Here is a 24,762-nt window from a genome sequence, read left to right as displayed (position 1 = left end):
GGAGCGCGCCGTGACCCGACCCCCCACCGCCGCGCAGCGGCGCGTGATCGACACCGCCGATCCGGTGACCGGCCGGCTGAAGGGCACCCCGGCGCAGCTCGCCGCGCTGGTGCAGCGCGGGCTCGCCTTCCGGCATCCCCGGCCGCCCCACGACCACTTCCTGACCCCCGCCGGCCATCGCATACGCGAGGCCCCGGAGCCGGCCGGAGCACCGCCGCCGCCATCCGCCCCGGCGGACGCCGGTGTGTTCGCCGCGCGGACCGGCGGCGAAGGGCCGTCCGACGCCGGGCCCGCGCGCGGGCGTGAGGTGCACAGCGCCTGGCAGGGACTCCTGGAGCTGCGCCGCATGACCAATCCGGGCGGCGACACGGACCGGCCGTGCGGGTGGGAGCGCACGCATCTGGTGCAGGCCGCCGCGCTCGCGCTGGAGGCGGCGGGGCACCGCCCCGCGGGCCCGGAGGGCGGGGGCTACCGGGTGCGGGCGACGCCGCAGCCGGAGGCCGTCGCCGTGCGCGAGCCGGACCCCGAGGCGCTGCGTGCCTGTGCGGCGACCCTGGAGAAGGCGGGCTGGCAGGTCGGCGAGCACAGCGAACCCCGCACGGGCGCCCGATACGTGCTGGCCTCGCCGCGACGCGTGTGAGCAGCCCCGGCACGCCGCACCGGACCACGGCGCCCGGAGTCCGGAAGTGCCGTGCGGAGCAAGGGGACAGGGCACCGTTCATACAGGTGTGCCGCGTAGGGTTGCGCCGTTCCGACCGTCGTAGAAGGGGAAGTCGTGGCCGAGCCGTTTTCCGTCCCGGTGACCGTCCGCGGGTATGAGACCGACATGCTGGGACACCTCAACCAGAGTGTCTATCTCCAGTACGCCGAGCACGCGCGCTGGTCGCTGCTCCAGGCCGCCGGGATCGGCCAGAGCGAGCTGATCGGCCGGGGCGTGGGGCCGGTGGTCCTGGAGACGACGCTGCACTACCGGCGCGAGCTGCGCGCGGGGGACGGGGTCGAGGTGTCCTGCGCCTTCGTCTGGGGCGAGGGGAAGACCTTCCGTGTCGAGCAGACCATTCGGAAGACGGACGGCACGGTGGCCGCCGAGGTCACGGCCGTCGGCGGACTGCTGGACCTGCAGAGCCGCAGGCTGCTTGCCGACCCCCGGAAGGTGTTCGAGTCGCTGGCGGCGGATCCGGCACCGTTCGGCCGCTGAGCCCCACGTCGGCTCCGGCGGCACCGCGGGAGGGTGCGGCCGGCCGCGCGCCGGCTCGCACGGGCGGGGCTATGCGGCCGGCAACTCCGGGCTGTGCTCGGCGTCGTAGGCCGCGCGCGACTCGGCGACGGTCACCCGGTGCCGCTCCGCCCAGTCGGTCAGGGACAGCAAGGTCGCATGCAACTCCCGTGCCACCGACGTGAGTTCGTACTCGACCTTGGGCGGGACCGTCGGATGGACCGTGCGGGTGACGAGTCCGTCGCGCTCCAGATTGCGCAGGGTGAGGGTCAGCATGCGGCGGCTGATCCCCTCCACGCTGCGCTCCAGTTCGGTGAAGCGGATCGGGCCGTGGGCCGCCGCCACGATGATCAGCACGCTCCATTTCCCGGCGACCCTGTCAAGAACTTCGCGGACCGGGCACGCCTGCGCGAGCACTGCCTGCGAGGTAACACCGGTGTTCCCCTGGGACATCCAAGTGCCTCCTTATGCCGGCCTCCATGGTCTTCCACGATGTACCCCGTTACAAGTCGTGCACCTTTGGAGAAGGCCGAGGTCATCGCCATGTCGTCGACGAGTGGGTCACCGACACCACGAACGTACTCCCGCTGGGCCGCGCTCGTCGTGCTGTGTGCGGGCACGCTGATGACGATCCTGGACGGGAACATCGTCACGGTCGCGATGCCCGCGATCCAGAGCGATCTGGGCTTCTCCGGCCCGGGACTGGCCTGGGTCGTGAACGCGTATCTGATCCCCTTCGGCGGACTGCTGCTCCTCGCGGGGCGGCTCGGGGACCTGGTGGGCCGCAGGCGGATGTTCGCCGCCGGGCTCGTGGTGTTCACCGTCGCGTCCGCGCTGTGCGGGATCGCGACGGACCGGGGCGTGCTGATCGCGGCCCGCGCGCTCCAGGGCGTCGGCGGGGCGATGACCTCGGCCGTCGTGCTCGGCATGCTGGTCGCGCTGTTCCCGGAACCCCGCGAACGGGCCCGTGCCATCGCCGTGTTCAGCGCGGTCGGCGCGGCGGGCGGCGCGCTCGGCACGTTCCTCGGAGGGGCCCTCACCCAGGGCCTCGGCTGGCACTGGATCTTCCTGATCAACCTGCCGATCGGAGTGGCGGCGTGGGTCGCCGCGCTGCGGATCCTCGCCCCGGACGACGGGCTGGGGCTGGGCAAGGGGGCCGACTACCCCGGGGCGGCCCTGGTCACGGGTGCGCTGATGCTGACCGTGTACACGATCGTGAGCGCCGGGGACCACGGGCCCGGCACCACCCTGGCCCTCGCCGCGCTCTCGCCGGCTCTCCTCGCCGCCTTCGCCGTGCGGCAGGCGCGTGCCGCCCGCCCGCTGCTGCGGCTGCGGCTCTTCCGCTCCCGGGTCCTGGTGAGCGCCAACGTCGTGCAGATCCTGATGATCGCCGGCATGTACGGCTTCCAGTACATCGGGGCGCTGTATCTCCAACGGGTGCTCGGATACGACGAGTTGCTCACCGGCACGGCCTTCCTTCCCGCGCCGGTGCTGATCGGCGTGCTGATGCTGAGCCTGTCGGCGCGCACCGTCGCCCGCTTCGGCGCCCATCGCGTCCTGTGCGCCGGGCTCGTCCTCATCACGGCGGGCATGGCGCTGCTGAGCAGGATCCCGGCGGACGGCGCCTACCTCGCCGACGTGCTGCCCGCGATGCTCCTGCTCGCCGCCGGTTTCGCGGCCGCGATGCCCGCGGTCACGGGACTCGCGATGGCGGGCGCCCGCGAGGAGGACGCGGGTCTCGCCTCCGGACTCTTCAACACCACACAGGTGGTGGGTGGTTCGCTGGGTCTCGCGGCCCTGACGACGCTGGCGGCAGCCCGCACGGAGCGCCTGACCGCGCGGGGCGGACAGGTCGTGGCGGCGACGGCGGACGGCTATCGGCTCGCCTTCACGGTGGCCACGGGGATCGCGGCGCTGGCCCTGGTGCTGGCGGCGGTGCTCCTGCGTCCGAGGAGCACCCCCTCCTCCCCTGCACCGGAGGAGGCACCGGTGCCCGCCAGGGCCCCTTCGGTGTAGTCCTCGGACCGGCCGGCCTCGGTGAACCGGGCGCGGAGAGCGTCCGGTTCACCGAGGCCGGCGCCTGCGACCGGTCGCACACAGGGCGGCCGACTTCCGCACACCGACGTGCGTCCCGCCGACGTACTGCTTCACCGGGCGTCGCCCGGCAGCACGGCCTTGTCGGGCTCTCGGGTCGGTACGGGTACCTGGTTGAACCCGTAGTAGACCGCGAGCAGGCCGTGCGCGGCCAGCGTCAGCGGGGCGGAGACGTAGGCGAGGCCGACCGTGGCCGGGTAGGCGAGCGATCCGAGGGCGAAGCGGACCCGGGTGCGGCGGGCGGCGGCCACGTCGACCCGGCCGTCGAAGAGATGGCCGGTGCGGGTCAGGTGCCACCACAGGGCCTGGAAGGCGAGGGCCATCGCGACCATGACCAGGCTGTAGACCGCGGCCGCGACATGGGAGGCCTCGTCCTCGCGGAGGTACTCCGCGAGCATCGCGGTCGGCCAGGGCACGGCGGCCACCACCATCAGCACGAGCAGGTTCAGGAACATCAGCGTGCGGTCGACCCTGACGACGTAGCCGAAGAGCTGGTGGTGGTTGATCCACATGATGCCGATGACCAGGAAACTGACCACATAGGCGGCGTACGAGGGCCATTGCGCACCCAGCGCGTGCCACAGGCCGCCGTGCTCCCCTGCCTCCGGGACCTTGATCTCCAGGATCAGCAGTGTGATGGCGATGGCGAAGACACCGTCGCTGAAGGCCTCCACACGGCCCGACTCGTTCATGACACGCACTCCCCCTCGTGACCCCGACCCCGGTGCGCCGTCCCGACCGCGCGCTCCGACCGTAACGGAGCGATCGACGCCCGTCTCGCACCAACTCGCTTTGCCCGTACGGGTGTACGGCCTTCCCAATCTCTGGTAGGAAACTTTCCTAACAGTACGCGGAACCACACACCCCACTCCGGAGGTACCGTGCACACCCCCCACATACGGACGTCGCGCCGCACCCTGCTCGCCCTGATCGGAGCCTCGCTGGTGGCAGGTCCCCTCGTCGCCACACAGTCCGCGACCGCCGCGCCGGCCGGTCTGGACGACCCCGCGAAGAAGGAGATCGCGATGAAGCTGGTCTCCAGCGCGGAGAACTCCTCGCTGGACTGGAAGGCCCAGTACAAGTACATCGAGGACATCGGCGACGGGCGCGGCTACACCGCCGGGATCATCGGCTTCTGCTCGGGCACCGGCGACATGCTCGACCTGGTGGAGCTCTACACCCGGCGCAAGCCCGGCAACGTGCTGGCCAAGTACCTGCCCGCGCTGCGCGAGGTGAACGGCAGCGACTCGCACGACGGCCTCGACCCCGGTTTCCCGGGCGACTGGCGCAGGGCCGCGCAGGACACGGCCTTCCAGCAGGCGCAGAACGACGAGCGCGACCGGGTGTACTTCGACCCGGCCGTCCGGCAGGGCAAGGCCGACGGCATCGGCGCACTCGGCCAGTTCACCTACTACGACGCCATCGTGATGCACGGCGACGGCGGCGACAGCACCGGTTTCAGCAGCATCAGGCGGCGCGCGCTGGCCAAGGCGAAGCCGCCGTCCCAGGGCGGCGACGAGGTGACCTGGCTCAACGCCTTCCTCGACGCGCGCGTGTGGGCCATGAAGCAGGAGGAGGCCCACTCCGACACCAGCCGGGTCGACACCGAGCAGCGGGTCTTCGTGCGCAAGCGGAACCTGAACCTCGATCCGCCGCTGGACTGGCAGGTCTACGGCGACAGTTACCACATCGGCTGACGGGTCCGGGAAGGCCGAGGGCGCGGCACGGTTCTCGTGCCGCGCCCTCGGCGGGCCCGCCGGGCGGGTGCGCCCCGGTCAGTGCGCCGGGACCGCCTTGAGGTCCTCGCCCGCCTCCATCGGGTGCGTCACCTCGCCCGCGTCGTGGCATTCACCCTTGCCGAGGTGGTTGAAGACCAGGTTGAGGACCACGGCCGTGACACAGCCCGTCGAGATCCCCGAGTCCAGTACGATCCGCGCGGTCTCGGGGAACGCGTGGTAGAACTCCGGCGCGGTGATCGGGATGATGCCGACGGCCAGCGAGACGGCCACGATCAGCACGTTGTTGTCCTTCTCCAGGCCGGCCCGGACCAGGGTCTGGATGCCGCTCGCGGCGACCGAGCCGAACAGCACGACGCCCGCTCCGCCGAGCACCGGACGGGGCACGACGGCGATGAGCGACGCGGCCATCGGGCACAGGCCCATCAGCACCAGGAAGCCGCCGCCGGTGGCGACGACGTACCGGCTGCGGATCCTCGTCATCGCGACCAGACCGATGTTCTGCGCGAAGGCGCTGCACATGAAGCCGTTGAACAGGGGGCTCAGCGCCGAGCCGAGGGTGTCGGCGCGCAGGCCGGCCGCGATGGTCTTCTCGTCGGCGGGCCGCTCGACGATCTCGCCCAGCGCCAGCATGTCCGCGGTCGACTCGGTCATGGACACCACCATCACCACGCACAGCGAGAGGATCGCGGCGAGCTGGAACTGCGGGGCGCCGAAGTGGAAGGGCGTCGGGAAGCCGACCACGTCCGCGTCGGCCACGGGGCCGAAGTCCGTGACGCCGAAGGGGATCGCGACGAGCGTGCCGATCACCAGGCCGAGCAGCACCGCGATCTGCTTCACGAAGCCGCGGGTGAAGCGGCGCAGCAGCAGGACGACGACGAGCGTGGCGGCGGCGAGGCCGAGGTAGGTCGTCGAGCCGTAGTCGTGGGCCGCGGGGTCGGGGCCCTGCGCCCAGCCGAAGGCGACCGGCAGGAGCGAGACGCCTATCAGGGTGATCACGCTGCCGGTGACGACGGGCGGAAAGAAGCGGACGGCCTTGCTGAAGAAGGGGGCGGCGACGAACCCGAGGACACCCGCGACGATGACCGCGCCGAAGATGATCGGCAGCGCGTCGCTCTTGTCCTTGGCGGACGCGACGACGGCGGTCATGGGGGCGACGCCGGCGAAGGTGACGCCGTTCACGAACGGCAGCCTGGCGCCGATCTTCCAGAAGCCGAGGGTCTGCAGGAACGTGGCGAGGCCCGCGGTGAACAGGCAGGCGCCGGTGAGGAAGGTCAGTTCGGTGGCGGACAGACCGACGGCGGCGCCGACGATCAGCGGTGGGGCGACAACTCCCGCGTACATCGCGGCCACGTGCTGGAGGCCGCTGGTCGCCATCTTGAGGGCGGGCAGTTTCTCGTCGACTGGGTGCTTGGACTGGCCAGTCGGTCGTGCATCGGTGCGGGGCGCGGGCTGAGCGGCCACAGCGGCTCCTCCGGTCGGGTACACGTCGGCATTGACGCGGGTTTCAGGGAGGTGATGCGCGGTCGTGCGGGACCGGGACGGATCCGTTCGGGGCGAACGGCACCCGTTTTCTGGGGACGGGGACCGTTCCGGGGCGTGCACGTCCATGCCCGCCCCGGACACGGCCGCCATGGACCCCGCTCGGGTCCACGGCTACCGGCAGAGGGCCGTCCCCCTCTGCCGGAGATCTCCGGTTGCCGGGCCCGCGCGCCGGACGGCGCACGGGCCGGCGCGTCACTCCCGCCCGGCGATGCCCGCCAGGCGCTGCGCCTCTTCTCGCGTGGAGCGGGCGATGGCGTCCTCGTCGACGTGCAGCAGACGGCCGTCCTCGACGACCGGCCTGCCGTTCACGAGCGAGAGCGTGACCGGTGCGGCGGCGCCGAAGACCAGCGCGGTCACCGGGTCGGCGATCGAGGCGTGGGCCAGGGTGTCCAGCTTCCACAGGACCAGGTCGGCGAGCTTGCCCGGTTCCAGGGAGCCGACCTGGGAGGCGCGGCCGAGGACCTGGGCGCCGCCGTAGGTGCCGAGGCGCAGCGCCTGACGGGCGTTCAGGGCGGCCTCGCGGTGGGCGCCGAGCCGGTTGATGAGCAGAGCGTTGCGCAGTTCGGTGTGCAGTTCGCCGGACTCGTTGGAGGCGGTTCCGTCGACGCCGAGGCCGACCGGGACTCCGGCCGCGAGCATGTCGGGGACGCGGGCGATGCCGGCCGCCAGGCGGGCGTTGGAGGACGGGCAGTGGGCGACGCCCGTCCTCGTACGGGCGAAGGCGGCGATGTCGGAGTCGTTCATGTGGACGCAGTGCGCCATCCACACGTCCTCGCCGAGCCAGCCGGTGGACTCGAAGTAGTCGGTCGGGCCCATGCCGAACAGTTCCTTGCAGAACTGCTCCTCCTCGACGGTCTCCGATCCGTGCGTGTGCAGCCGTACGCCCTTGCGCCGGGCGAGTTCGGCGCCCTGCCTGAGGAGTTCGGTGGAGACGGAGAACGGCGAGCAGGGCGCTACCGCGATCTGCGTCATCGCGTCGAAGGAGGCGTCGTGGTGCTCGTCGATGGTCGCCTCGGTCGCGGCCAGCGCTCCGTCGAGGGTCTCGACGGCGAAGTCCGGGGGAAGGCCGCCGTCCGACTTGCCACGGTCCATGGAGCCGCGGGCGAGGGTGAAGCGGACGCCCGTCTCGCGAGCGGCCCGGATGATGGCGCCGGACAGGTCGCCGGAGCCCCTCGGGTACACGTAGTGGTGGTCCATGGCGGTGGTCACACCGCCGCGGGCCATCATGGCGAGGGAGCCCTGCGCGGCGGAGTACGCCATCTTCTCGTCGATGCGCGCCCAGGTCGGGTACAGCGCGACGAGCCAGTTGAAGAGGTTGTGGTCCGTGGCGAGGCCGCGGGTGATCCACTGGTAGAAGTGGTGGTGGGTGTTGACCAGGCCGGGCGTGGCCAGGTGCCCGGTGCCGTCGATGCGGCGTACCACGTTCTCCAGGTCGTCGGGGGCCCTGCCCGCGCCGACCGACTCGATCCTGTTGCCGGCGACGACGATGTGGCCCGAGGCGTACTCGGTGTCGCCTCCGTCCACGGTCGCGATGGCGCAGTTCTCGATGACGATGCGCTCGACTGCCACGGCGGTTCCTCGTTCTTCCCATTGGTGGACGGATCCGGGGGTCGAGCGGGGTGACGACCGGATCCGTGGTGCTGTTGTTGCGCAGATGCCCCCGCTCTCCCCTGGGACTCGACGCCGGCGCACGCGTCGGGGAATCGGGCACGTAGTCCCGCGGAGCAGTCCTACAGGTTGGTGAGGTCCACCGGGATGCGCGGCTCGCAGCCGTCACGCAGGATGGTCGCCTCGATGAGGCCGTACGGGCGATCGGCCGCGAAGTAGACCTCGTTGTCGTTCTCCAGCCCGAACGGCTCAAGGTCGACGAGGAAGTGGTGCTTGTTCGGGAGGGAGAAGCGCACCTCGTCGATCTCACTGCGGTTGTTGATGATGCGCGCGCCCATCTGGTACAGCGTCTGCTGCAGCGAGAGGGAGTACGTCTCGGCGAAGGCCTGGAGCATGTGCTTCTTCACCTGGTCGTAGGACTTCTCCCAGTTGGGCATCTTCTGCTCGTCGCCGCTCCAGTTGAAGCGCCAGCGGCCGGACACCTGGGTGGCCAGGATGCGGTCGTAGGCCTCCTTGAGCGTCGTGTACTTGTCCTTGACGTAGCCCCAGAACTCGGAGTTCGTGGAGTTCATCACGACGAGGTCCTTCAGCCCGGAGATGACCTCCCAGTTCTCACCGTCGAAGGTGATCTGGGTGACGCGGGTCTCCTGGCCCTTGCGGACGAAGGAGTGCTTGACCGCGTCCGCGCCGATGAACTTGGAGTTCGCGTCCGAGGCCTCGATTCGCTCCCAGGCGTACTCCTCGATGCGGATGCGCGCCTGCTTGATCGGCTCCTGGCTGGTGACGAAGTGCCGGGCGAGGTGGATGCCGAACTGCTCGGCGGACTCGATGCCGTACTCCTTGGCGAAGGCGTACACCGTGTTCTTGGTGGTGTCCGTCGGCAGGACGTTCGCGTTGGAGCCCGAGTAGTGGACCTCCTCCATGTCGCCGCTCAGCGCGACCGACACGTTCAGGTCCTTGATGTGGTGCGTGGCGCCGTCGCGGGTGATCCTGACGACTCGGTTCTCGGCCTTGCCGTACTGGTTCTGTCCCAGAATCGTGGGCATGTCTGCTAGCTCCCTCGGTAAACGGAGTAGCCGAACGGGTTGAGCAGCAGCGGTACGTGGTAGTGCTCGCCCGGCCGGACGGCGAAGGTGATCGCCACCTCCGGGAAGAACACTCCGGGCGCGCCGCTGTCCCGATTCGCGGGGGCGTCCTGCTGCGCATCGGCTTGCTTCTTTTCGAAGTACTGCTCGACGGCGAAGTCGAGCCGTACGTGGGTCGTCCCCTCCGGCAGTGCCGGAAGGTCCTTGCACCGGCCGTCCGCGTCGGTCGCGGAGCCGCCGAGCGCTGCCCAGTCCGCCTCGCTGCCGGCGCGGGCGGCGAGTCGGACGGCGACGCCCTCGGCGGGGCGTCCCGCGCTGGTGTCCAGGATGTGCGTGGACACGGAGGCGGTGGTGTCGGTGCTCATGCCTCATCTCCCTCTACGAGACCGGCCAGACGGATGCAATTGATCTTGCCCAGTTCGGAGCGGACGATCTCCCGCTCCTGCTCGGGCGAGTTGCCGATCCGTTCCTTGACCGCGTCGCGCATCTGCTCCCCGGTCCGGCCGGTGGCGCAGATCAGGAAGACGTGGCCGAACTTCTCCTGGTAGGCCAGGTTCAGTTCGAGCATCTCCTCCTTGAGTTCCGCGGAGGCGCCGGCCATGCCGCGCTGCTCGCGGGAGGAGGTGGGGTCCCCCGGCTTCGGGCGCCCGATCGGCGGGTGTCCCGCCATCGCCTCCGCCAGGTCCGCGGCGGTCAGTTCGCCCATGGCGGCGTCGCTCGCCAGGTGCAGATCGTCGGTGGTGGCGTAGGGGCGCCGGGCGAGCAGGATGCGGGCCCACGCGGTGGAGGCGCACACCTCGTGGAGTGCAGCGAGGGCCGCGTGCTCCTCCAGGGCGTTGAACCGGGCGAGGCCGCCAGGTGTCGTACTCGAAGTCACGGGAAGCCTCCGTGGCCTTGTGCTGGACGGGCTGCGGATAGCTAACGCCCTCGGAAACACCACGTCAACACTTTGTTGAAAACTTCGGGTAACAAAAACCGCCGCCCGGCAGTCCGGACGGCGGTGCCTCGCGCGCGAGCCGACCCTCGCCGCGTCGTGCCTGGTCAGGCCCCTTTTTCGCGGTTCAGATAGTTGTAGACGGTGAACCGGCTCACGCCGAGCGCGCTCGCCACGGTCTCCACGCCGTGCCGTACGGAGAATGCTCCGCGCGCTTCCAGTATGCGCACGACCTCCTGCTTCGCCTTGCGGTCGAGATCGGCCAGCGGCCGACCCCGCTTGCGCTCCAGGGCGGCCAGGATGTGGTCCAGCGAGTCGGCGAGCTGAGGCAGGCGCACGGCGACGACGTCCGCACCCTCCCAGGACAGCACGACGTCGTCGGCCCCGGCCTCGCCGGGCGGCAGCATCTCGCCCCCCATGGCGTCGACCAGCGGCTTGACCGCCGTGACGAAGGGGTCGTCCCCGATACCGGTCACTTATCGCCCTCCCCGACCACGTTCACCTGGAGCGAGACCCGGGTGGCGCCCGCCCCCAGGGCCTTGCGCAGCAGTGCGTCGACCGCGGTGAGCACCGCGTCCGCACCGCCCTCCGCGGTGTTGCCGAACGGGCCGACGTCCACGGCGTCCAGCTCGGCCGCCTCGATGACCTCGCGGGCGACCAGCGCGTGCGGGGGCGCCTCGTCGAGGTCGAAGGGCTCGGTCGTGAACTCCACTCTCAATCGCACGGGCTCAACCTACTGCGCGCCACGGTTTACCCGGCAGCCCCCTCCACGCCGGGCCCCCCGTACGGGCCGGTTTCCTGCGGCACCCCCTTGACAAGCCACGACGGCCGACGGCAATCTTCCATTAAGCAGAAACGAACTTCCGTAATACGGAATCTCGACAACGGAAGGGAGCGCCGACCCCCATGGGATTCGCAGACCAGCGCTTCAACGTCAACCTGTCGATCCTCTTCACGGAACTCCCGCTCCTGGAGCGCCCCGCGGCCGCCGCCGCGGCGGGCTTCACCGCGGTCGAGCTGTGGTGGCCCTGGGTCGACTCCCCCACCCCCGAGCAGTCCGAGCTCGACGCCCTGAAGAAGGCGATCGAGGACGCGGACGTCCAACTGACGGGCCTGAACTTCTACGCCGGGCAACTGCCGGGCCCCGACCGGGGCGCACTGTCGATCCCCGGGTCCGAGTCGGAGAAGTTCCGCGCCAACATCGACGTGGCCGCGGAGTTCGCCCGGTCGCTCGGCTGCAAGGCGCTCAACGCGCTGTACGGCAACCGCGTCGAGGGCGTGGACCCCGCCGAGCAGGACGCCCTCGCGCTGGAGAACCTGGTCCTCGCGGCGCGTGCCGCCGACCGGATCGGCGCGATCCTCCTCGTGGAGACGCTCAACCAGCCGGAGTCCCCGGCCTACCCGCTGGTCAGCGCACCGGCCGGCATCGGCGTGGTCGACAGGGTCAACGAGGCGACGGGCCTCGGCAACGCCAAGTTCCTCATGGACCTGTACCACCTGTCCATGAACGGCGAGGACCTGCCGCAGGTGATCGCCGAGTACAGCGACCGGACCGGGCACGTGCAGATCGCCGACAACCCCGGCCGCGGCGCCCCGGGCACCGGGACCCTCCCGCTGGAGGACCTCCTCGACCAGTTGAGGAAGGCCGGTTACGAGGGCTGGGTCGGCCTGGAGTACAAGCCCGGCGACCGCCCGAGCGCGGAGGCCTTCGACTGGCTGCCCGCACAGGCCCGCGCCGCCCGCTGACGGACCCCGCCCCCACCGCACGGCACATACGGACCCAGCCGCCCGCCGCGCGGACCTCGCAGCGGCAGCCGCGCGGCACCCGTGACCGGCGCGGCCGCCCGCCCTGCGGCACCCCCAGACGCAGCACAGACGCCAGAGAGGCACCCTCATGAGCAACAACCCCGCAGACTCCGCCCGCCCGACGGTGGCCTGGATCGGCCTCGGCATCATGGGCTCGCCCATGTCGGAGAACCTGATCAAGGCCGGCTACGAGGTCACCGGCTACACGCTGGAGCAGGACAAGCTGGAGCGTCTGGCCGCCGCCGGCGGCACCGTGGCCGGCTCGATCGCCGAGGCCGTGCGCGACGCCGACGTCGTGGTCACGATGGTGCCCGCCTCCCCGCAGGTCGAAGCCATCGCATACGGCCCCGACGGCATCCTGGAGAACGCGAAGTCCGGCGCGCTGCTGATCGACATGTCGTCGATCACCCCGCAGACCTCCGTGGACCTGGCGAAGGCGGCCAAGGACAAGGGCGTTCGCGTCCTGGACGCCCCGGTGTCCGGCGGCGAGGCCGGCGCCATCGAGGCCGTGCTGTCCATCATGGTCGGTGGCGAGCAGGCCGACTTCGACCAGGCCGAGCCGATCTTCGAGGCGCTCGGCAAGACCATCGTGCTGTGCGGTCCGCACGGCTCGGGCCAGACCGTGAAGGCCGCCAACCAGCTGATCGTCGCCGTGAACATCCAGGCGTGCGCCGAGGCCGTGGTCTTCCTGGAGAAGTCCGGCGTGGACCTGAGGGCCGCGCTCGACGTCCTCAACGGCGGTCTCGCCGGCTCCACCGTGCTGACGCGCAAGAAGGACAACTTCCTGAACCGCGACTTCAAGCCGGGCTTCCGCATCGACCTGCACCACAAGGACATGGGCATCGTCACGGACGCCGCCCGCAACGTCGGCGCCGCGCTGCCGGTCGGCGGCGTGGTCGCGCAGCTCGTCGCCAGCCTGCGCGCGCAGGGCGACGGCGGCCTGGACCACTCCGCGCTGCTGCGCTCGGTCGAGCGCCTCTCCGGCGCCCAGGTCTGAGCCCTCCCGAACGTCCGGACCGCGGTGGCGCCGACACCTGTCCTGTCGCGCCCAGGCGCCGCCGCGGCCCGGATCCCTCTTCAACAAACTGTTGACGCCCAGTTCGCCCCGAACCTAGGCTCCACCAAGCGGAAGGTCCATAAAGCGGAATCTGTTTTCCGCTGACCCCGCTGCCCCCTCGTACGGAAGGTCACGATGTCGAAGCGCGTGCTTACGACCGAGTCCGGCGCCCCGGTCGCCGACAACCAGAACTCCGCCACCGCCGGCGTCGGTGGCCCGCTCCTGCTCCAGGACCAGCACCTCCTGGAGAAGCTCGCCCGGTTCAACCGCGAGCGCATCCCGGAGCGCGTGGTGCACGCCCGCGGTTCCGGCGCGTACGGCTACTTCGAGGTCACCGACGACGTCACGGGCTTCACCCACGCCGACTTCCTGGACACCGTCGGCAAGCGCACCGAGGTCTTCCTGCGCTTCTCCACCGTGGCCGACAGCCTCGGCGGCGCGGACGCGGTCCGCGACCCGCGCGGCTTCGCGCTCAAGTTCTACACCGAAGAGGGCAACTACGACCTCGTCGGCAACAACACCCCGGTGTTCTTCATCAAGGACCCCATCAAGTTCCCCGACTTCATCCACTCCCAGAAGCGCGACCCGTTCACGGGCAAGCAGGAGCCGGACAACGTCTGGGACTTCTGGGCGCACGCCCCCGAGGCGACGCACCAGATCACCTGGCTGATGGGCGACCGCGGCATCCCGGCCTCGTACCGCCACATGAACGGCTACGGCTCGCACACCTACCAGTGGACGAACGCCGAGGGTGAGGCCTTCTTCGTCAAGTACCACTTCAAGACGAACCAGGGCGTCCGCTCGCTGTCCGCCGAGCAGGCCCAGGAGATCGCGGGCAAGGACCCGAACTCGCACCAGACGGACCTGCTCCAGGCCATCGAGCGCGGCGTGAACCCGTCCTGGACGCTGTACGTCCAGATCATGCCGGCGGCCGAGGCGGCGGACTACCGCTTCAACCCGTTCGACCTCACCAAGGTGTGGCCGCACCGCGACCACCCGCTCCAGCGCGTGGGCCGCCTGGTCCTGGACCGCAACCCGGACAACGTCTTCGCCGAGGTCGAGCAGGCCGCCTTCTCCCCGAACAACTTCGTTCCGGGCATCGGTCCCTCCCCCGACAAGATGCTCCAGGGCCGTCTGTTCGCCTACGCGGACGCGCACCGCTACCGCCTGGGCGTCAACCACACCCAGCTCGCGGTCAACGCCCCGAAGGCCGCGGCCGCCGCCAACTACGGCCGCGACGGCCTGATGGCCACCAACGGCCAGGGCCGCCACGCCAAGAACTACGAGCCCAACTCGTACGACGGTCCGGCCGAGACCGGCCGCCCGCTGTCCGCACCGCTCGCGGTGTCGGGCCACACGGGCACCCACGAGGCCCCGCTGCACACCAAGGACGACCACTTCTTCCAGGCGGGCGAGCTGTACCGCCTGATGTCGGCCGAGGAGCGGTCCCGGCTGATCGCGAACATCGCCGGCGGCCTCTCCCAGGTCTCCCGCGACGACGTGATCGAGAAGAACCTCGCCCACTTCCACGCCGCCGACCCGGAGTACGGCCGGCGTGTGGAGGAGGCCGTCCGCGCCCTGCGCGAGGACTGAGCCTCGACACGAGCCGCCCGTGGCGGCGTTGGACCCGGATGAGGGGTGGTCCAGCGCCGTCCGGGCAGGACCGGGACCGCGGCGGCGTGCGAGCCAGTGCGGTGGTGACGGTTCACCGGCCCCCTTCTCGACCTGAGGGAAGGGGAACCGGGTTCCATCGCATCCGCCGCGGTCCTCTCCGTACCCTTGGTACGGCTCTTTCCGCACCCCGGTGCGGCCCTGCCCGCACTCCCGTGCGACTCCTCTCCGCGCCCACGTGCGGACCCTGATGCTCCGTCCGGCGGCGCGAATGTCCTGTCGCGCCCAGCCTCGCGCCGTCGGACGGCAACCACCACACGGCTCACCGGCCCGAGGCGCCGGGTACGGACGGTCCCGTACCCGGCGCCTCGCCCTGTTCTCCGGGTAGCGCCTCGCCCTGTTCTCCGGGTGCGGATACGGCCGCCGCGCAGCAGCCTGAGGACATGGACTTTCCCAGCATCGTTGTGCACGCTCCGGCACTGGACGGGTCGCGGCGGGTCACCGCCGGGGACGAGACGCTCGGTATCGCCTACCACCTCGACGACGTCGTCGAGATCCTGCGGCACGCCGACGTCGACCTCGACGAGGTCGAGGTGGAGGCGACCGACATCATCGACTGGCAGGGCGGCGGGCCGGACGACTGGCCCGGACTCTCGGAGCACCCCGGCCATCCCGCGCAGCCGTCCCACTGAGGGCGCGGAAGGACCCCCGGCGTACGCAACCGGGCGTACCCGTCCTACGGAACCCTCAAATCAACCTCTGAACACCGTCCCGGGGGCTTCAACTCCCCCCGGATGAGGCACATTCTCAGCACACGGGGCCCGCCGGCACGGGGGCGGCGGGCTCCGAACGGAGGTACGGAAGTACGGGGGCCGGAAGTACGGGGGTACGGGGGAAGCACCGAGAACAGCGGCGCGGCGGTCGAGGGGCGAGCCCCGGACCGCCGCGCCGCTGCGTGACGTTCAGCCGCGGGAGCGGCCGGCGCCGGCCGCCCTCGGATCCTTCAGGAACGGCAGGACGTGGCTCAGGAAGAGGTCCGGGCGCTCGTTGTACGGCTCGTGGGCGGTGGGCAGCACCACGCTCGACGTCCGCACGGGAAGCGCGCCGCGGGCCCTGCGGCCGTCCAGCAGGGCCGGGACCACCGGGTCGCGCCGGCCCCACAGGAGCAGGATCGGCACGTCCAGGACGGCCGGGTCCGCCATCCCGAAGGCGGGGTCGGTGAGACCGCGCCAGAGGGCGCAGTGCACGGCGAGCCGCACCTCGTCGTCGGGCAGGCGCCGGACGCGCGCGAAGGTCGCCCGGGCGCTCGGCGTACCGAGCCGGCCCAGGTACGCGCGGGCCAGCGGGACGACCAGCCGACGGGCCCGCTCCGGCCGGCCCATCACCTCGCGGCAGAACCAGCGGGTGAGGGCGGTGTGCCGGGTGAAGCCCGCCGGATCGACGAGGACGAGCGCGGTGACCGTACGGCTGTGGCGGCCCTCGGCGAGACGGCAGGCCACGTAGCCGCCGAGGCTGTTGCCGAGTACGGCGATCTCGCGCACCCCGTGCTCGTCGGCGAGCACGTCGAGGACCCGCTCCGCGGCCTCCACCAGTCCTTCGGGGGTGACCAGGTGCGGGTGGGGCGCGGTGGAGTCGCCGTAGCCCGGCCAGTCGACGACGAACGTGCGACGACGGTCGGCGAGGGCGGGCAGGACGGCGTCGTAGTCGCGGCCGTCCCCGGGGTTGGCGTGCAGGAGCAGCAGGGCGGGGGCGCCGGGTGTGCCGTGGCAGCGCACGGCGAGGTCGCCGAGGGGCGTGGGGACGGTCATCCGCATGGGGCGAGGATGCCAAGCCGGGGCACGGTGTGAACAGAGCGCCGCTGCCGGGCGACCGCGGGCGCGGGACGCGGCTCCGTCAGCCGTGCGACCGCGGGCACGAGAAGCGGCTCCGTCCGCCGTGCGACCGCGGGCACGAGAAGCGGCCCGGCCTGTCGGGCGACCGCGGGCACGAGAAGCGGCCCGGCCTGTCGGGCGACCGCCTGCCTGCGGGGGAAGCGGCCCAGGCGACCGCGGGCGCGGGACGCGGCTCCGTCCGCCGTGCGACCGCGGGCACAAGAAGCGGCCCGGCCTGTCGGGCGACCGCCTGCCTGCGGGGGAAGCGGCCCAGGCGACCGCGGGCGCGGGACGCGGCTCCGTCAGCCGTGCGACCGCGGGCACGAGAAGCGGCCCGGCCTGTCGGGCGACCGCCTGCCTGCGGGGGAAGCGGCCCAGGCGACCGCGGGCACGGGACGCGGCTCCGTCCGCCGTGCGGCCGTGGCCGCGGGTACGCGAAGCGCACGGGCGGCCGGGCGGGCACGGGCACGGGAAACGCTCGGCACGCCGGGCGACCGCTGGCACGGTGCGGGCCCGCCGCGCACCGTGCGCAGCCTGCCGCGCGCGAAAGGGGCGGCCCACCCTCCGGTGAGCCGCCCCGTCCGGGAATCGGCGGTACCCCCTGCGGCGCCGCCCGTGTCGGCCTGTGTCAGACCTTCAGGGTCTTGATCGAGGTGGGCGCGTGGCCCGGCTCGGTGGCGAGCTCCTCGAACTCGACGACGTTGCCGATGTCGTTGGTCGTGGACATCGCGATGTTGGTGACCCGCTCCAGGATCGCCTCGACGACCACGGGGACCTGGTGTTCGGCGGCGAGCTTCTTGGCCTGCTCGAAGGCGGCGCCCAGCTCGGCCGGGTCGGTCACGCGGATCGCCTTGCAGCCCAGGCCCTCGGCGACCTTGACGTGGTCGACGCCGTAGACGCCCAGTTCGGGCGAGTTGATGTTCTCGAACTCCAGCTTGACCTGGAAGTCGATGTCGAACGCCCGCTGCGCCTGGCGGATCAGGCCGAGGTAGGCGTTGTTCACCAGCACGTGGACGTACGGGATCCGGTGCTGTGCGCCGACGGCGAGTTCCTCGATCATGAACTGGAAGTCGTAGTCGCCGGAGAGTGCCACGACCTGCGCGTCGGGGTCGGCCTTGGCCACGCCGAGCGCGGCCGGGATCGTCCAGCCGAGCGGACCCGCCTGGCCGCAGTTGATCCAGTGCCGCGGCCGGTAGACGTGCAGCATCTGCGCGCCGGCGATCTGCGAGAGGCCGATGGTGGAGACGTAACGCGTCTCCGGTCCGAAGGCCTTGTTCATCTCCTCGTAGACGCGCTGCGGCTTGATCGGGATGTCGTCGAAGTGCGTACGGCGCTGGAGCGTGGCCTTCTTCTCCTGCGCGGACGCGGCCCACGCGGAACGGTCGGGCAGCCTGCCCGCAGCCTTCAACTCCCGTGCCACCTCGACGAACAGCTCCAGCGCGGCCTTGGCGTCGGACGCGATGCCGTAGTCCGGGGCGAAGATCTTGCCGATCTGGGTGGGCTCGACGTCGACGTGCACGAAGGTGCGGCCGGCCGTGTAGACGTCCAGCTTGCCGGTGTGGCGGTTGGCCCAGCGGTTGCCGATGCCGAGGACGAAGTCGGACTCCAGGAAGGTGGCGTTGCCGTAGCGGTGCGAGGTCTGCAGACCCACCATGCCGGCGTTGAGCTCGTGGTCGTCGGGGAGGATGCCCCAGCCCATCAGGGTCGGAACGACCGGAGTGCCCGTCAGTTCGGCGAACTCGACGAGGAGTTCGCAGGCGTCGGCATTGATGACACCGCCGCCCGCGACGATCAGCGGCCGCTCTGACGCGTTCAGCAGCCCGATCGCCTTCTCGATCTGGGCGCGGCTGGCGGCCGGCTTGTACGCCTGGAGCGGCTCGTACGTCTCCGGGTCGAACTCGATCTCGGTGAGCTGGACGTCGATGGGCAGGTCGATCAGGACGGGGCCGGGGCGACCGGACCGCATCAGGTGGAAGGCCTGCTGGAAGACGCCGGGGACCTGCGCCGCCTCCAGGACGGTGACCGCCATCTTCGTCACCGGTTTGGCGATGGAGGCGATGTCGACGGCCTGGAAGTCCTCCTTGTGGATCACGGCGGTCGGGGCCTGACCGGTGATGCACAGGATCGGGATGGAGTCGCCGATGGCGGAGTAGAGACCGGTGATCATGTCGGTTCCGGCAGGGCCGGAGGTGCCGATGCAGACGCCGATGTTGCCCGGGTGGGTCCGGGTGTAGCCCTCCGCCATGTGCGAGGCGCCCTCGACGTGCCGAGCGAGGGTGTGGCTGATCCCGCCGGAGGCCTTGAGCGCCGCGTAGAAGGGGTTGATCGCCGCACCCGGCACGCCGAAAGCGTTGCCGACGCCCTCGCGCTTGAGGATCTCGACTGCCGCGCGGGCAGCGGTCATACGAGCCATGGAGTACTCCTGCTTCGGCTGTCGGATTCGCGCTCCCGTCGCGCCCCGCGGAGAGCTGTTGATTCCTTTGCGGTTCCGCGTCGGCCCCTCGGACCCTTCAGTCCTTGGATTCCGTATTGCGGAAAATAACTTCTACTATCTGGAAGCAATGTAGGCGGCGTGATGAGGGGCGTCAAGAGCGGGCCCGGGCGCGGACCCCGACGGTGGACGTCGAACCGTTTCGCCGCCTTCGAACCTCCGGCAGGAGGACGATGGGAAAGCTGTCCCGACGTGACGACCTGGAGTGGGCCATGGCCGAGAGCGTGCCGGTGAGGTGTCCGGTCTGCCGACGCGAGCACCTCTACGCGGCACCCCCCTATCCCTGCGTGTGCGGCGCGCCCGTCACGCCCGAGCTGGACCGCCTCGCGAACCCGTCGCCCGTCACGCACCGCATCTGGGACGAGGAGTGGGCCACGGTCCGGTGCCGCGCCTGCGACCACGTCGCCCAGTGGCCGCACCCCGAGCTGGGCTGCCCCTGCGGCACGACACTGCGCATCCCGGTGGTCCCGCCGGCCGGGCCGGGCACGACGGACACGGCGTCGGAGGACGGGACACGAGAAGACGCGGCACCACGGGACGACATCGACTCCGGCGACGGCCAGGGCGGGAGGGGGCGCGGCGGGGCGGAGGCGGACACGGCGTGCGCCCCGGACGTACACGCCGCGGGAGTCCCGGACGCCGACATGGCAGGGGGCCCGGACATCGGCGCGGAAGGGAGCCCGGGGTCGGGCCCGGACATCGGCGCGGCAGAGGGCCCGGGTTCCGACCCGGCAGAGGGCCCGGGTTCCGACCCGGCAGAGGGCCCGGGTTCCGACCCGGCAGGGGGCCCGGGTTCCGGGGGTGAACAGGGACGGGGCCCGGCGCGGCTCGCGCAGGGTGCGGGTTGCCGGCCGGCCGACCCCGCGGGTGCGCCCCGGCCGGCGTTCCAGCCGGTCACCATCCGTACCGCGCGGGACGCGGTCACGGCCGCGGCGCTGTACCTGCGCTGGCTCGGTTACCGCGACATCCGGCGGGCGGACCAGCGTCCGCCCTCCGGGATCGGGCTGGCCGCCCGCGGCATCCTGGCCCAGGTGGACCCCACCGTGCACCCGGCCTCACTGCGCGACGTCGAGTGCCTGTGGCTGACGGCCATGACCGAGTCGGCGGGCTGCGTCTACTTCTCCCTGGCGGGCTACGCCGACGAGGCCCGCGCCCGCGCGGACAGCCTCGGAGTCCCCCTCTTCGTCCTCGACCTCACGGGCACCCCTCAACCCGTGAACACCCTCGCGGACGAACTGGCCGTCTCGGGCGCGTGACGCACACACCTGCCGCACCGGCCGGTTCACCCGGCGGTCGTCGGCGGCCGGCACGACGCACGCCCGCGCCCCGTCACCGCTCCCGCGCGGCCTCCTCCCGCAGTTCGATCTTGCGGACCTTTCCGGAGACCGTCATCGGGAAGGCGTCCAGGATGCGCAGCCGGCTGGGGATCTTGTAGTGCGCGAGCTGTCCCTCGCAGAAGCCGCGCAGTTCCTCCAGGGTCAGCGGGTCGTCCGGGTCGCGGGGGATGACGCAGGCGAGCACCTCCTCGCCGTAGCGTTCGTGGGGTACCCCGACCACCTGGACGTCGGCGATCTTCGGGTGGGCGTACAGGAATTCCTCGATCTCGCGGGGGTAGACGTTCTCCCCGCCGCGGATGATCATGTCCTTGATGCGGCCGACGATCTCCACGTAGCCGTCCTCGCGCATCACCGCGAGGTCGCCGGTGTGCATCCAGCGTCCGGGGTCGACGGCTTCGGCGGTCTTCTCGGGCTCGTCCCAGTAGCCGAGCATGACGCTGTAGCCGCGGGTGCACAGTTCGCCCGGTTCGCCGCGCGGCAGCGTGACGCCGCCGACCGGGTCGACCACCTTCACCTCGATGTGCGGCAGGACTCGTCCGACGGTGCCGGTGCGGTGTTCGAGGTCGTCGTCCATCCGGGTCTGCAGGGACACCGGGGAGGTCTCGGTCATGCCGTAGCCGATGGACACCTCCCGCATGTGCATCTCGGCGACGACGCGCTTCATCACCTCGACCGGGCAGGGCGAGCCCGCCATGATGCCGGTGCGCAGGGAGGACAGGTCGTACGTCGCGAAGCCGGGCAGGTTCAGCTCCGCGATGAACATGGTGGGGACGCCGTACAGGGACGTGCACCGCTCCTGCTGCACGGCCTCCAGCGTGGCCGCCGGGTCGAACGACGGGGCCGGGATGACGATGCACGCGCCGTGCGAGGTGGCCCCCAGGTTCCCCATGACCATGCCGAAGCAGTGGTAGAAGGGCACGGGCAGACAGACCCGGTCCTGCTCGGTGTAGCCGACGGTGCGGCCCACCCAGTAACCGTTGTTGAGGATGTTGTGGTGGGAGAGCGTCGCGCCCTTGGGGAAGCCGGTGGTGCCCGAGGTGTACTGGATGTTGACCGGGTCGTCGCAGCTCAACTCAGCCGCGGCGGCGGCCAGTCGCTCCGCGGGCACGGCGGCGGCACCCGCCGTCAGGGTGTCCCACGACGGGTCGCCGATGTACACCGTCTCCCGCAGCTCCGGACACTTCTCGCGGACCTGGTTGACCAGCGCGCGGTAGTCGCTGCTCTTGTGCTCCTGCGAGGCGACGAGAACCGAGATCCCCGCCTGCTTCAGCACGTACTCCAACTCGTGTGCGCGGTAGGCCGGGTTGATGTTCACCATGATCGCGCCGATCCGGGCGGTCGCGTACTGGACGAGCACCCACTCGGGGCAGTTGATCGCCCAGATGCCGACGCGGTCGCCCTTGAGCACGCCCTTGGCGAGCAGTCCGCGCGCCACCTCGTCGACCGCGGCACCGAACTCGGCGTACGTCCAGCGGCGTCCGGAAGGCACGTCCACGAGGGCTTCGCGCTCCGGGTGCGCGGCGATCGCCCGGTCCAGGTTGGCGCCGATCGTGTCGCCCAGCAGGGGTGTGGTGCTCGTGCCGTGGGCGTAGGACAGTTCTGTCACCGGAAGTCCTCCTCGCGGTACTCGGCGGCGGATCCCGCGGCCGTGGCCTCACGCAGTTCGATCCGGCGGATCTTGCCGGAGACGGTCTTGGGGAGCTCGCCGAACTCCAGGCGGCGGATGCGCTTGTACGGGGCGAGGACGGTACGGGAGTGCTCGAAGAGCACCTTGGCCGTGTCGGGACCGGGCTCGTACCCCGCCGCGAGGACGATGTACGCCTTCGGGACGGCGAGCCGCAGCTCGTCGGGGGCGGGGACCACGGCGGCCTCCGCGACCGCCTCGTGCTCCAGCAGGGCGCTCTCCAGCTCGAACGGCGAGATCTTGTAGTCGCTGGCCTTGAACACGTCGTCGGCGCGGCCCACGTACGTGATGTAGCCGTCCTCGTCCCGGGAGCCGATGTCCCCGGTGCGGTAGTAGCCGCCGGCCATCGCCTCCGCCGTGCGGTCGCCGTCCCCGTGGTAGCCGGTCATCAGGCCGACCGGGCGGTCCGACAGGTCGAGCGAGATCTCGCCCTCCGCCGCTCCCGGCGCGCCGGTCACCGGGTCGAGCAGTTCGACGCGGAAGCCGGGACAGGGCCGTCCCATGGAACCCGTCTTGAGCTTCTGCCCGGGGCTGTTGGAGACCTGGACGGCCGTCTCGGTCTGCCCGAAGCCGTCCCGGATGGTGACACCCCAGGAGCGCCGGACCTGCTCGATGACCTCGGGGTTCAACGGCTCCCCCGCGGCGACGGCCTCGCGGGGCGGCGTCCGCAGCTGGGTGAGGTCGGCCTGGATGAGCATCCGCCACACCGTGGGCGGGGCACAGAAGGTCGTGACGCCCGCCCGGTCCATCTCCGCCATCAGCCGGCCCGCGTCGAAGCGCGTGTAGTTGTGGATGAAGACGGTCGCCTCCGCGTTCCACGGCGCGAAGAGGTTCGACCAGGCGTGCTTGGCCCAGCCGGGCGAGGAGATGTTGAGGTGCACGTCGCCGGGCTTGAGCCCGATCCAGTACATGGTCGCGAGGTGTCCGACCGGGTAGGAGACGTGGGTGTGCTCGACCAGCTTGGGGCGGGCGGTGGTGCCCGAGGTGAAGTAGAGCATCAGCGGGTCGTCCGCGAGGGTGGGGCCGTCGGGTTCGAAGGCCGCGTCCGCCGTGTACGCCTCCTCGTACGCGAGCCAGCCGGGGCGGGCTCCGCCGACCGCGATCCGGGTGTAGCGGCCCGGCACGTCGTCGAACTTCGCCGCGTCGTCGGAGCGGACGACGACGTGCCGCACCCGGCCCCGCTCGACCCGGTCGCGCAGGTCGGCGGCGCCGAGCAGCGGGGTGGCCGGGATGACCACGGCCCGCAGCTTCATCGCGGCGAGCGCCGTCTCCCACAGTTCGACCTGGTTGCCGAGCATGACGAGCACACGGTCCTCGGCGCCCACGCCCTGCGCGCGCAGCCAGTTGGCGACCCGGTTCGAGCGCTCGGACATCGCTGCGAAGGAGACCTCGGTGCGGTCGCCGTCCTCCTCCACGATGTGCAGGGCGGTCCGGTCGTTGCCGCGTGCGACGACGTCGAACCAGTCGAGCGCCCAGTTGAAGTGCTCCGGGCGGGGCCAGCGGAAACCCTCGTAGGCCGTGAGGTAGTCCTCGCGGTGCTCCAGCAGGAAGTCCCGCGCGGCGCGGAACTCGTCCGTCGCGCCCGTCGTCGCCGTCATGTGTCCTCCTCGTTGCCGGACCGCCGCCTAACATCGTGTATTCCGTGATGCAGGTCTCACCACCCCCGAACGGGGGGTGCGCCGCGAAGAGGGGGCGAACAGGTGGCAGCAGACGCAGCCGAGGCAGTGGAGATGCGTGGTGCGCTGGTGCGGCTGCGCCGCGTGACGGGGCTGCCGGTCGCCTTCGGCGGCCTGGTCGATCCCGGGCGCCGGCACGTGCGCATCAGCGAACTCAGCGGTACCGCGACGGCCGCGCTCAGCGCGCTGGCCGTCTCCTCGGGGAACGGGCTGGGCGGCAAGGCGGTGGCCCTGGCCCGGCCCTGCGCGGTGACCGACTACTCGACCTCGCGGCAGATCAGCCACGAGTACGACGTGGCGGTCGCCACCGAGGGGCTGTGCTCCGTCCTCGCGGTGCCCGTCGTCGTACGCCGGCGGGTGCGCGGTGTGCTGTACGGCGCCCTGCGGACGGCGCAGCCGCTGGGCGACCGCACGCTCGGCGCGGCGGTCGCGGCGGCCCGGGACGTGGAGCAGGCGCTGGTCGTACGGGACGAGGCGCGCGACCTGCTCGCCGTCGCGCGCAAGCAGCAGCCGTCGGTGACGGACGGCGCGTGGGAAGAGGTGCGGGAGGTCCACGGCGCACTGCGTGCGATGGCCCCGCGGATCGCGGACCCGGCGCTGCGGGACGAACTCCTCGCCGTCTGCGGGCGGCTGGCCGACGCGGCGGCGCCGTCCGCGCCCGAGCGGGAGGCGGGCCTCACCGCGCGGGAGGTGGGTCTCGCGCCCCGCGAGCTGGACGTCCTCGCCTGTGTCGCGACGGGGGCCACCAACGCGGTCGCCGGACAGCGCCTCGGGCTGCGTCCGGAGACGGTGAAGGGGTACCTGCGCGCAGCGATGCGGAAGCTGGGCGCGCACACCCGTCTGGAGGCCGTGGTCGCGGCGCGGCGGGCGGGGTTGCTCCCCTAGGGGGTTGGCCGCGGGGTCCTCCCGTGGCGCTGGGTCGCCTGCGGGGTTCCCGTGCGGGGCGGGCGGGGCCTCTTCCCTGCGCGACAGGTTTCTTCGGCCCGCGCGCGGGCAGGCGTCCGCCCGTGC

The 24,762-nt window shown here is 71.5% G+C and carries 23 protein-coding genes; 10 read left to right on the top strand and 13 right to left on the bottom strand.

Annotated elements, in window-relative coordinates:
- Window positions 1–10: 10 nt before the first annotated feature.
- Window positions 11–640: a hypothetical protein gene (locus tag BKI49_RS30050; RefSeq protein WP_095937397.1), complete on the top strand. Its 630-nt coding sequence runs from the start codon at window positions 11–13 to the stop codon at window positions 638–640.
- A gap of 135 nt (window positions 641–775) precedes the next feature.
- Window positions 776–1,198, top strand: coding sequence for an acyl-CoA thioesterase (locus BKI49_RS30045; protein ID WP_095937396.1), 423 nt, complete (start codon window positions 776–778; stop codon window positions 1,196–1,198).
- Between the two features lie 69 nt (window positions 1,199–1,267).
- Here the strand turns inward: BKI49_RS30045 and BKI49_RS30040 are convergent, their stop codons facing one another.
- A complete protein-coding gene (locus tag BKI49_RS30040; protein WP_095937395.1) occupies window positions 1,268–1,669 on the bottom strand; it encodes a winged helix-turn-helix transcriptional regulator in 402 nt (133 codons plus the stop codon).
- 90 nt (window positions 1,670–1,759) lie between these two features.
- Here BKI49_RS30040 and BKI49_RS30035 point away from each other — a divergent pair, with 90 nt between their 5' ends.
- Complete coding sequence (locus tag BKI49_RS30035; RefSeq protein ID WP_095937452.1) at window positions 1,760–3,232, top strand: MFS transporter; 1,473 nt, start codon at window positions 1,760–1,762, stop codon at window positions 3,230–3,232.
- Between the two features lie 131 nt (window positions 3,233–3,363).
- Here BKI49_RS30035 and BKI49_RS30030 read toward each other — a convergent pair whose 3' ends face one another.
- Window positions 3,364–4,002, bottom strand: coding sequence for a TMEM175 family protein (locus BKI49_RS30030; protein WP_095937394.1), 639 nt, complete (start codon window positions 4,000–4,002; stop codon window positions 3,364–3,366).
- 189 nt (window positions 4,003–4,191) lie between these two features.
- On the opposite strand from BKI49_RS30030, the gene BKI49_RS30025 reads away from it, so the two are divergent.
- Window positions 4,192–5,007 (top strand): chitosanase, encoded by an 816-nt coding sequence (locus BKI49_RS30025; RefSeq protein ID WP_095937393.1) that lies wholly within the window; start codon window positions 4,192–4,194, stop codon window positions 5,005–5,007.
- A gap of 78 nt (window positions 5,008–5,085) precedes the next feature.
- Here BKI49_RS30025 and BKI49_RS30020 read toward each other — a convergent pair whose 3' ends face one another.
- The 7 genes from BKI49_RS30020 to BKI49_RS29990 all read right to left on the bottom strand — a co-directional run bounded on the left by BKI49_RS30020 (window position 5,086) and on the right by BKI49_RS29990 (window position 10,942).
- On the bottom strand, window positions 5,086–6,423 hold the full coding sequence (locus BKI49_RS30020; protein ID WP_095937392.1) for a nucleobase:cation symporter-2 family protein: 1,338 nt from the start codon (window positions 6,421–6,423) through the stop codon (window positions 5,086–5,088).
- Between the two features lie 360 nt (window positions 6,424–6,783).
- Window positions 6,784–8,160, bottom strand: a complete 1,377-nt coding sequence (locus BKI49_RS30015) for an 8-oxoguanine deaminase (RefSeq protein WP_095937391.1) — start codon at window positions 8,158–8,160, stop codon at window positions 6,784–6,786.
- Between the two features lie 161 nt (window positions 8,161–8,321).
- Window positions 8,322–9,245 carry a factor-independent urate hydroxylase gene (gene pucL / locus BKI49_RS30010; RefSeq protein ID WP_095937390.1) on the bottom strand — a complete coding sequence of 308 codons (924 nt, stop codon included), beginning with the start codon at window positions 9,243–9,245 and terminating at the stop codon, window positions 8,322–8,324.
- Between the two features lie 5 nt (window positions 9,246–9,250).
- Complete coding sequence (uraH, locus tag BKI49_RS30005; RefSeq protein WP_095937389.1) at window positions 9,251–9,649, bottom strand: hydroxyisourate hydrolase; 399 nt, start codon at window positions 9,647–9,649, stop codon at window positions 9,251–9,253.
- Window positions 9,646–10,161, bottom strand: a complete 516-nt coding sequence (uraD, locus tag BKI49_RS30000) for a 2-oxo-4-hydroxy-4-carboxy-5-ureidoimidazoline decarboxylase (RefSeq protein ID WP_095937388.1) — start codon at window positions 10,159–10,161, stop codon at window positions 9,646–9,648. Before uraD ends, uraH begins: the two co-directional genes overlap by 4 nt.
- Window positions 10,162–10,325: 164 nt before the next feature.
- Window positions 10,326–10,694, bottom strand: a complete 369-nt coding sequence (locus BKI49_RS29995) for a helix-turn-helix domain-containing protein (protein ID WP_095937387.1) — start codon at window positions 10,692–10,694, stop codon at window positions 10,326–10,328.
- Entirely contained in the window at window positions 10,691–10,942 is a 252-nt protein-coding gene (locus BKI49_RS29990; RefSeq protein WP_037763576.1) for a YkoF family thiamine-binding protein, read from the bottom strand. The genes BKI49_RS29995 and BKI49_RS29990 overlap by 4 nt, the downstream gene beginning before the upstream one ends.
- A 182-nt stretch (window positions 10,943–11,124) precedes the next feature.
- Between BKI49_RS29990 and BKI49_RS29985 the strand changes: the two genes are divergently transcribed.
- From BKI49_RS29985 to BKI49_RS29970, 4 genes are all read left to right on the top strand, one after another.
- The gene (locus BKI49_RS29985) at window positions 11,125–11,964 is read left to right on the top strand and encodes a TIM barrel protein (RefSeq protein ID WP_095937386.1); all 840 of its coding nucleotides are present in this window, start codon (window positions 11,125–11,127) and stop codon (window positions 11,962–11,964) included.
- Between the two features lie 148 nt (window positions 11,965–12,112).
- Window positions 12,113–13,021, top strand: a complete 909-nt coding sequence (locus BKI49_RS29980; protein ID WP_095937385.1) for a 2-hydroxy-3-oxopropionate reductase — start codon at window positions 12,113–12,115, stop codon at window positions 13,019–13,021.
- Between the two features lie 195 nt (window positions 13,022–13,216).
- Complete coding sequence (locus BKI49_RS29975; RefSeq protein ID WP_095937384.1) at window positions 13,217–14,674, top strand: catalase; 1,458 nt, start codon at window positions 13,217–13,219, stop codon at window positions 14,672–14,674.
- 461 nt (window positions 14,675–15,135) lie between these two features.
- On the top strand, window positions 15,136–15,384 hold the full coding sequence (locus BKI49_RS29970; RefSeq protein ID WP_095937383.1) for a hypothetical protein: 249 nt from the start codon (window positions 15,136–15,138) through the stop codon (window positions 15,382–15,384).
- A gap of 270 nt (window positions 15,385–15,654) precedes the next feature.
- On the opposite strand, the gene BKI49_RS29965 is transcribed toward BKI49_RS29970, so the two are convergent.
- Window positions 15,655–16,506, bottom strand: coding sequence for an alpha/beta fold hydrolase (locus BKI49_RS29965; protein WP_095937382.1), 852 nt, complete (start codon window positions 16,504–16,506; stop codon window positions 15,655–15,657).
- A 685-nt stretch (window positions 16,507–17,191) separates the two neighbouring features.
- Window positions 17,192–18,976 (bottom strand): glyoxylate carboligase, encoded by a 1,785-nt coding sequence (gcl, locus tag BKI49_RS29960; protein WP_095937381.1) that lies wholly within the window; start codon window positions 18,974–18,976, stop codon window positions 17,192–17,194.
- A gap of 722 nt (window positions 18,977–19,698) precedes the next feature.
- On the opposite strand from gcl, the gene BKI49_RS36380 reads away from it, so the two are divergent.
- Window positions 19,699–20,310 carry a hypothetical protein gene (locus BKI49_RS36380; RefSeq protein WP_441350894.1) on the top strand — a complete coding sequence of 204 codons (612 nt, stop codon included), beginning with the start codon at window positions 19,699–19,701 and terminating at the stop codon, window positions 20,308–20,310.
- Between the two features lie 73 nt (window positions 20,311–20,383).
- Here BKI49_RS36380 and BKI49_RS29950 read toward each other — a convergent pair whose 3' ends face one another.
- Both BKI49_RS29950 and BKI49_RS29945 read right to left on the bottom strand, forming a co-directional pair.
- Complete coding sequence (locus BKI49_RS29950; RefSeq protein WP_373557606.1) at window positions 20,384–22,030, bottom strand: AMP-binding protein; 1,647 nt, start codon at window positions 22,028–22,030, stop codon at window positions 20,384–20,386.
- Entirely contained in the window at window positions 21,994–23,673 is a 1,680-nt protein-coding gene (locus BKI49_RS29945; protein ID WP_095937379.1) for an AMP-binding protein, read from the bottom strand. The genes BKI49_RS29950 and BKI49_RS29945 overlap by 37 nt, the downstream gene beginning before the upstream one ends.
- A gap of 102 nt (window positions 23,674–23,775) precedes the next feature.
- On the opposite strand from BKI49_RS29945, the gene BKI49_RS29940 reads away from it, so the two are divergent.
- Window positions 23,776–24,636, top strand: a complete 861-nt coding sequence (locus BKI49_RS29940) for a helix-turn-helix transcriptional regulator (RefSeq protein ID WP_095937378.1) — start codon at window positions 23,776–23,778, stop codon at window positions 24,634–24,636.
- The last annotated feature ends 126 nt before the right edge of the window (window positions 24,637–24,762 follow it).

The organism is Streptomyces sp. Tue6028, assembly GCF_002300165.1.
In the GTDB taxonomy this organism is placed as follows: domain Bacteria; phylum Actinomycetota; class Actinomycetes; order Streptomycetales; family Streptomycetaceae; genus Streptomyces; species Streptomyces siamensis.
Note: the sequence above shows the minus strand (reverse complement) of the source record. Positions and strands in the feature narration are given on the sequence as shown.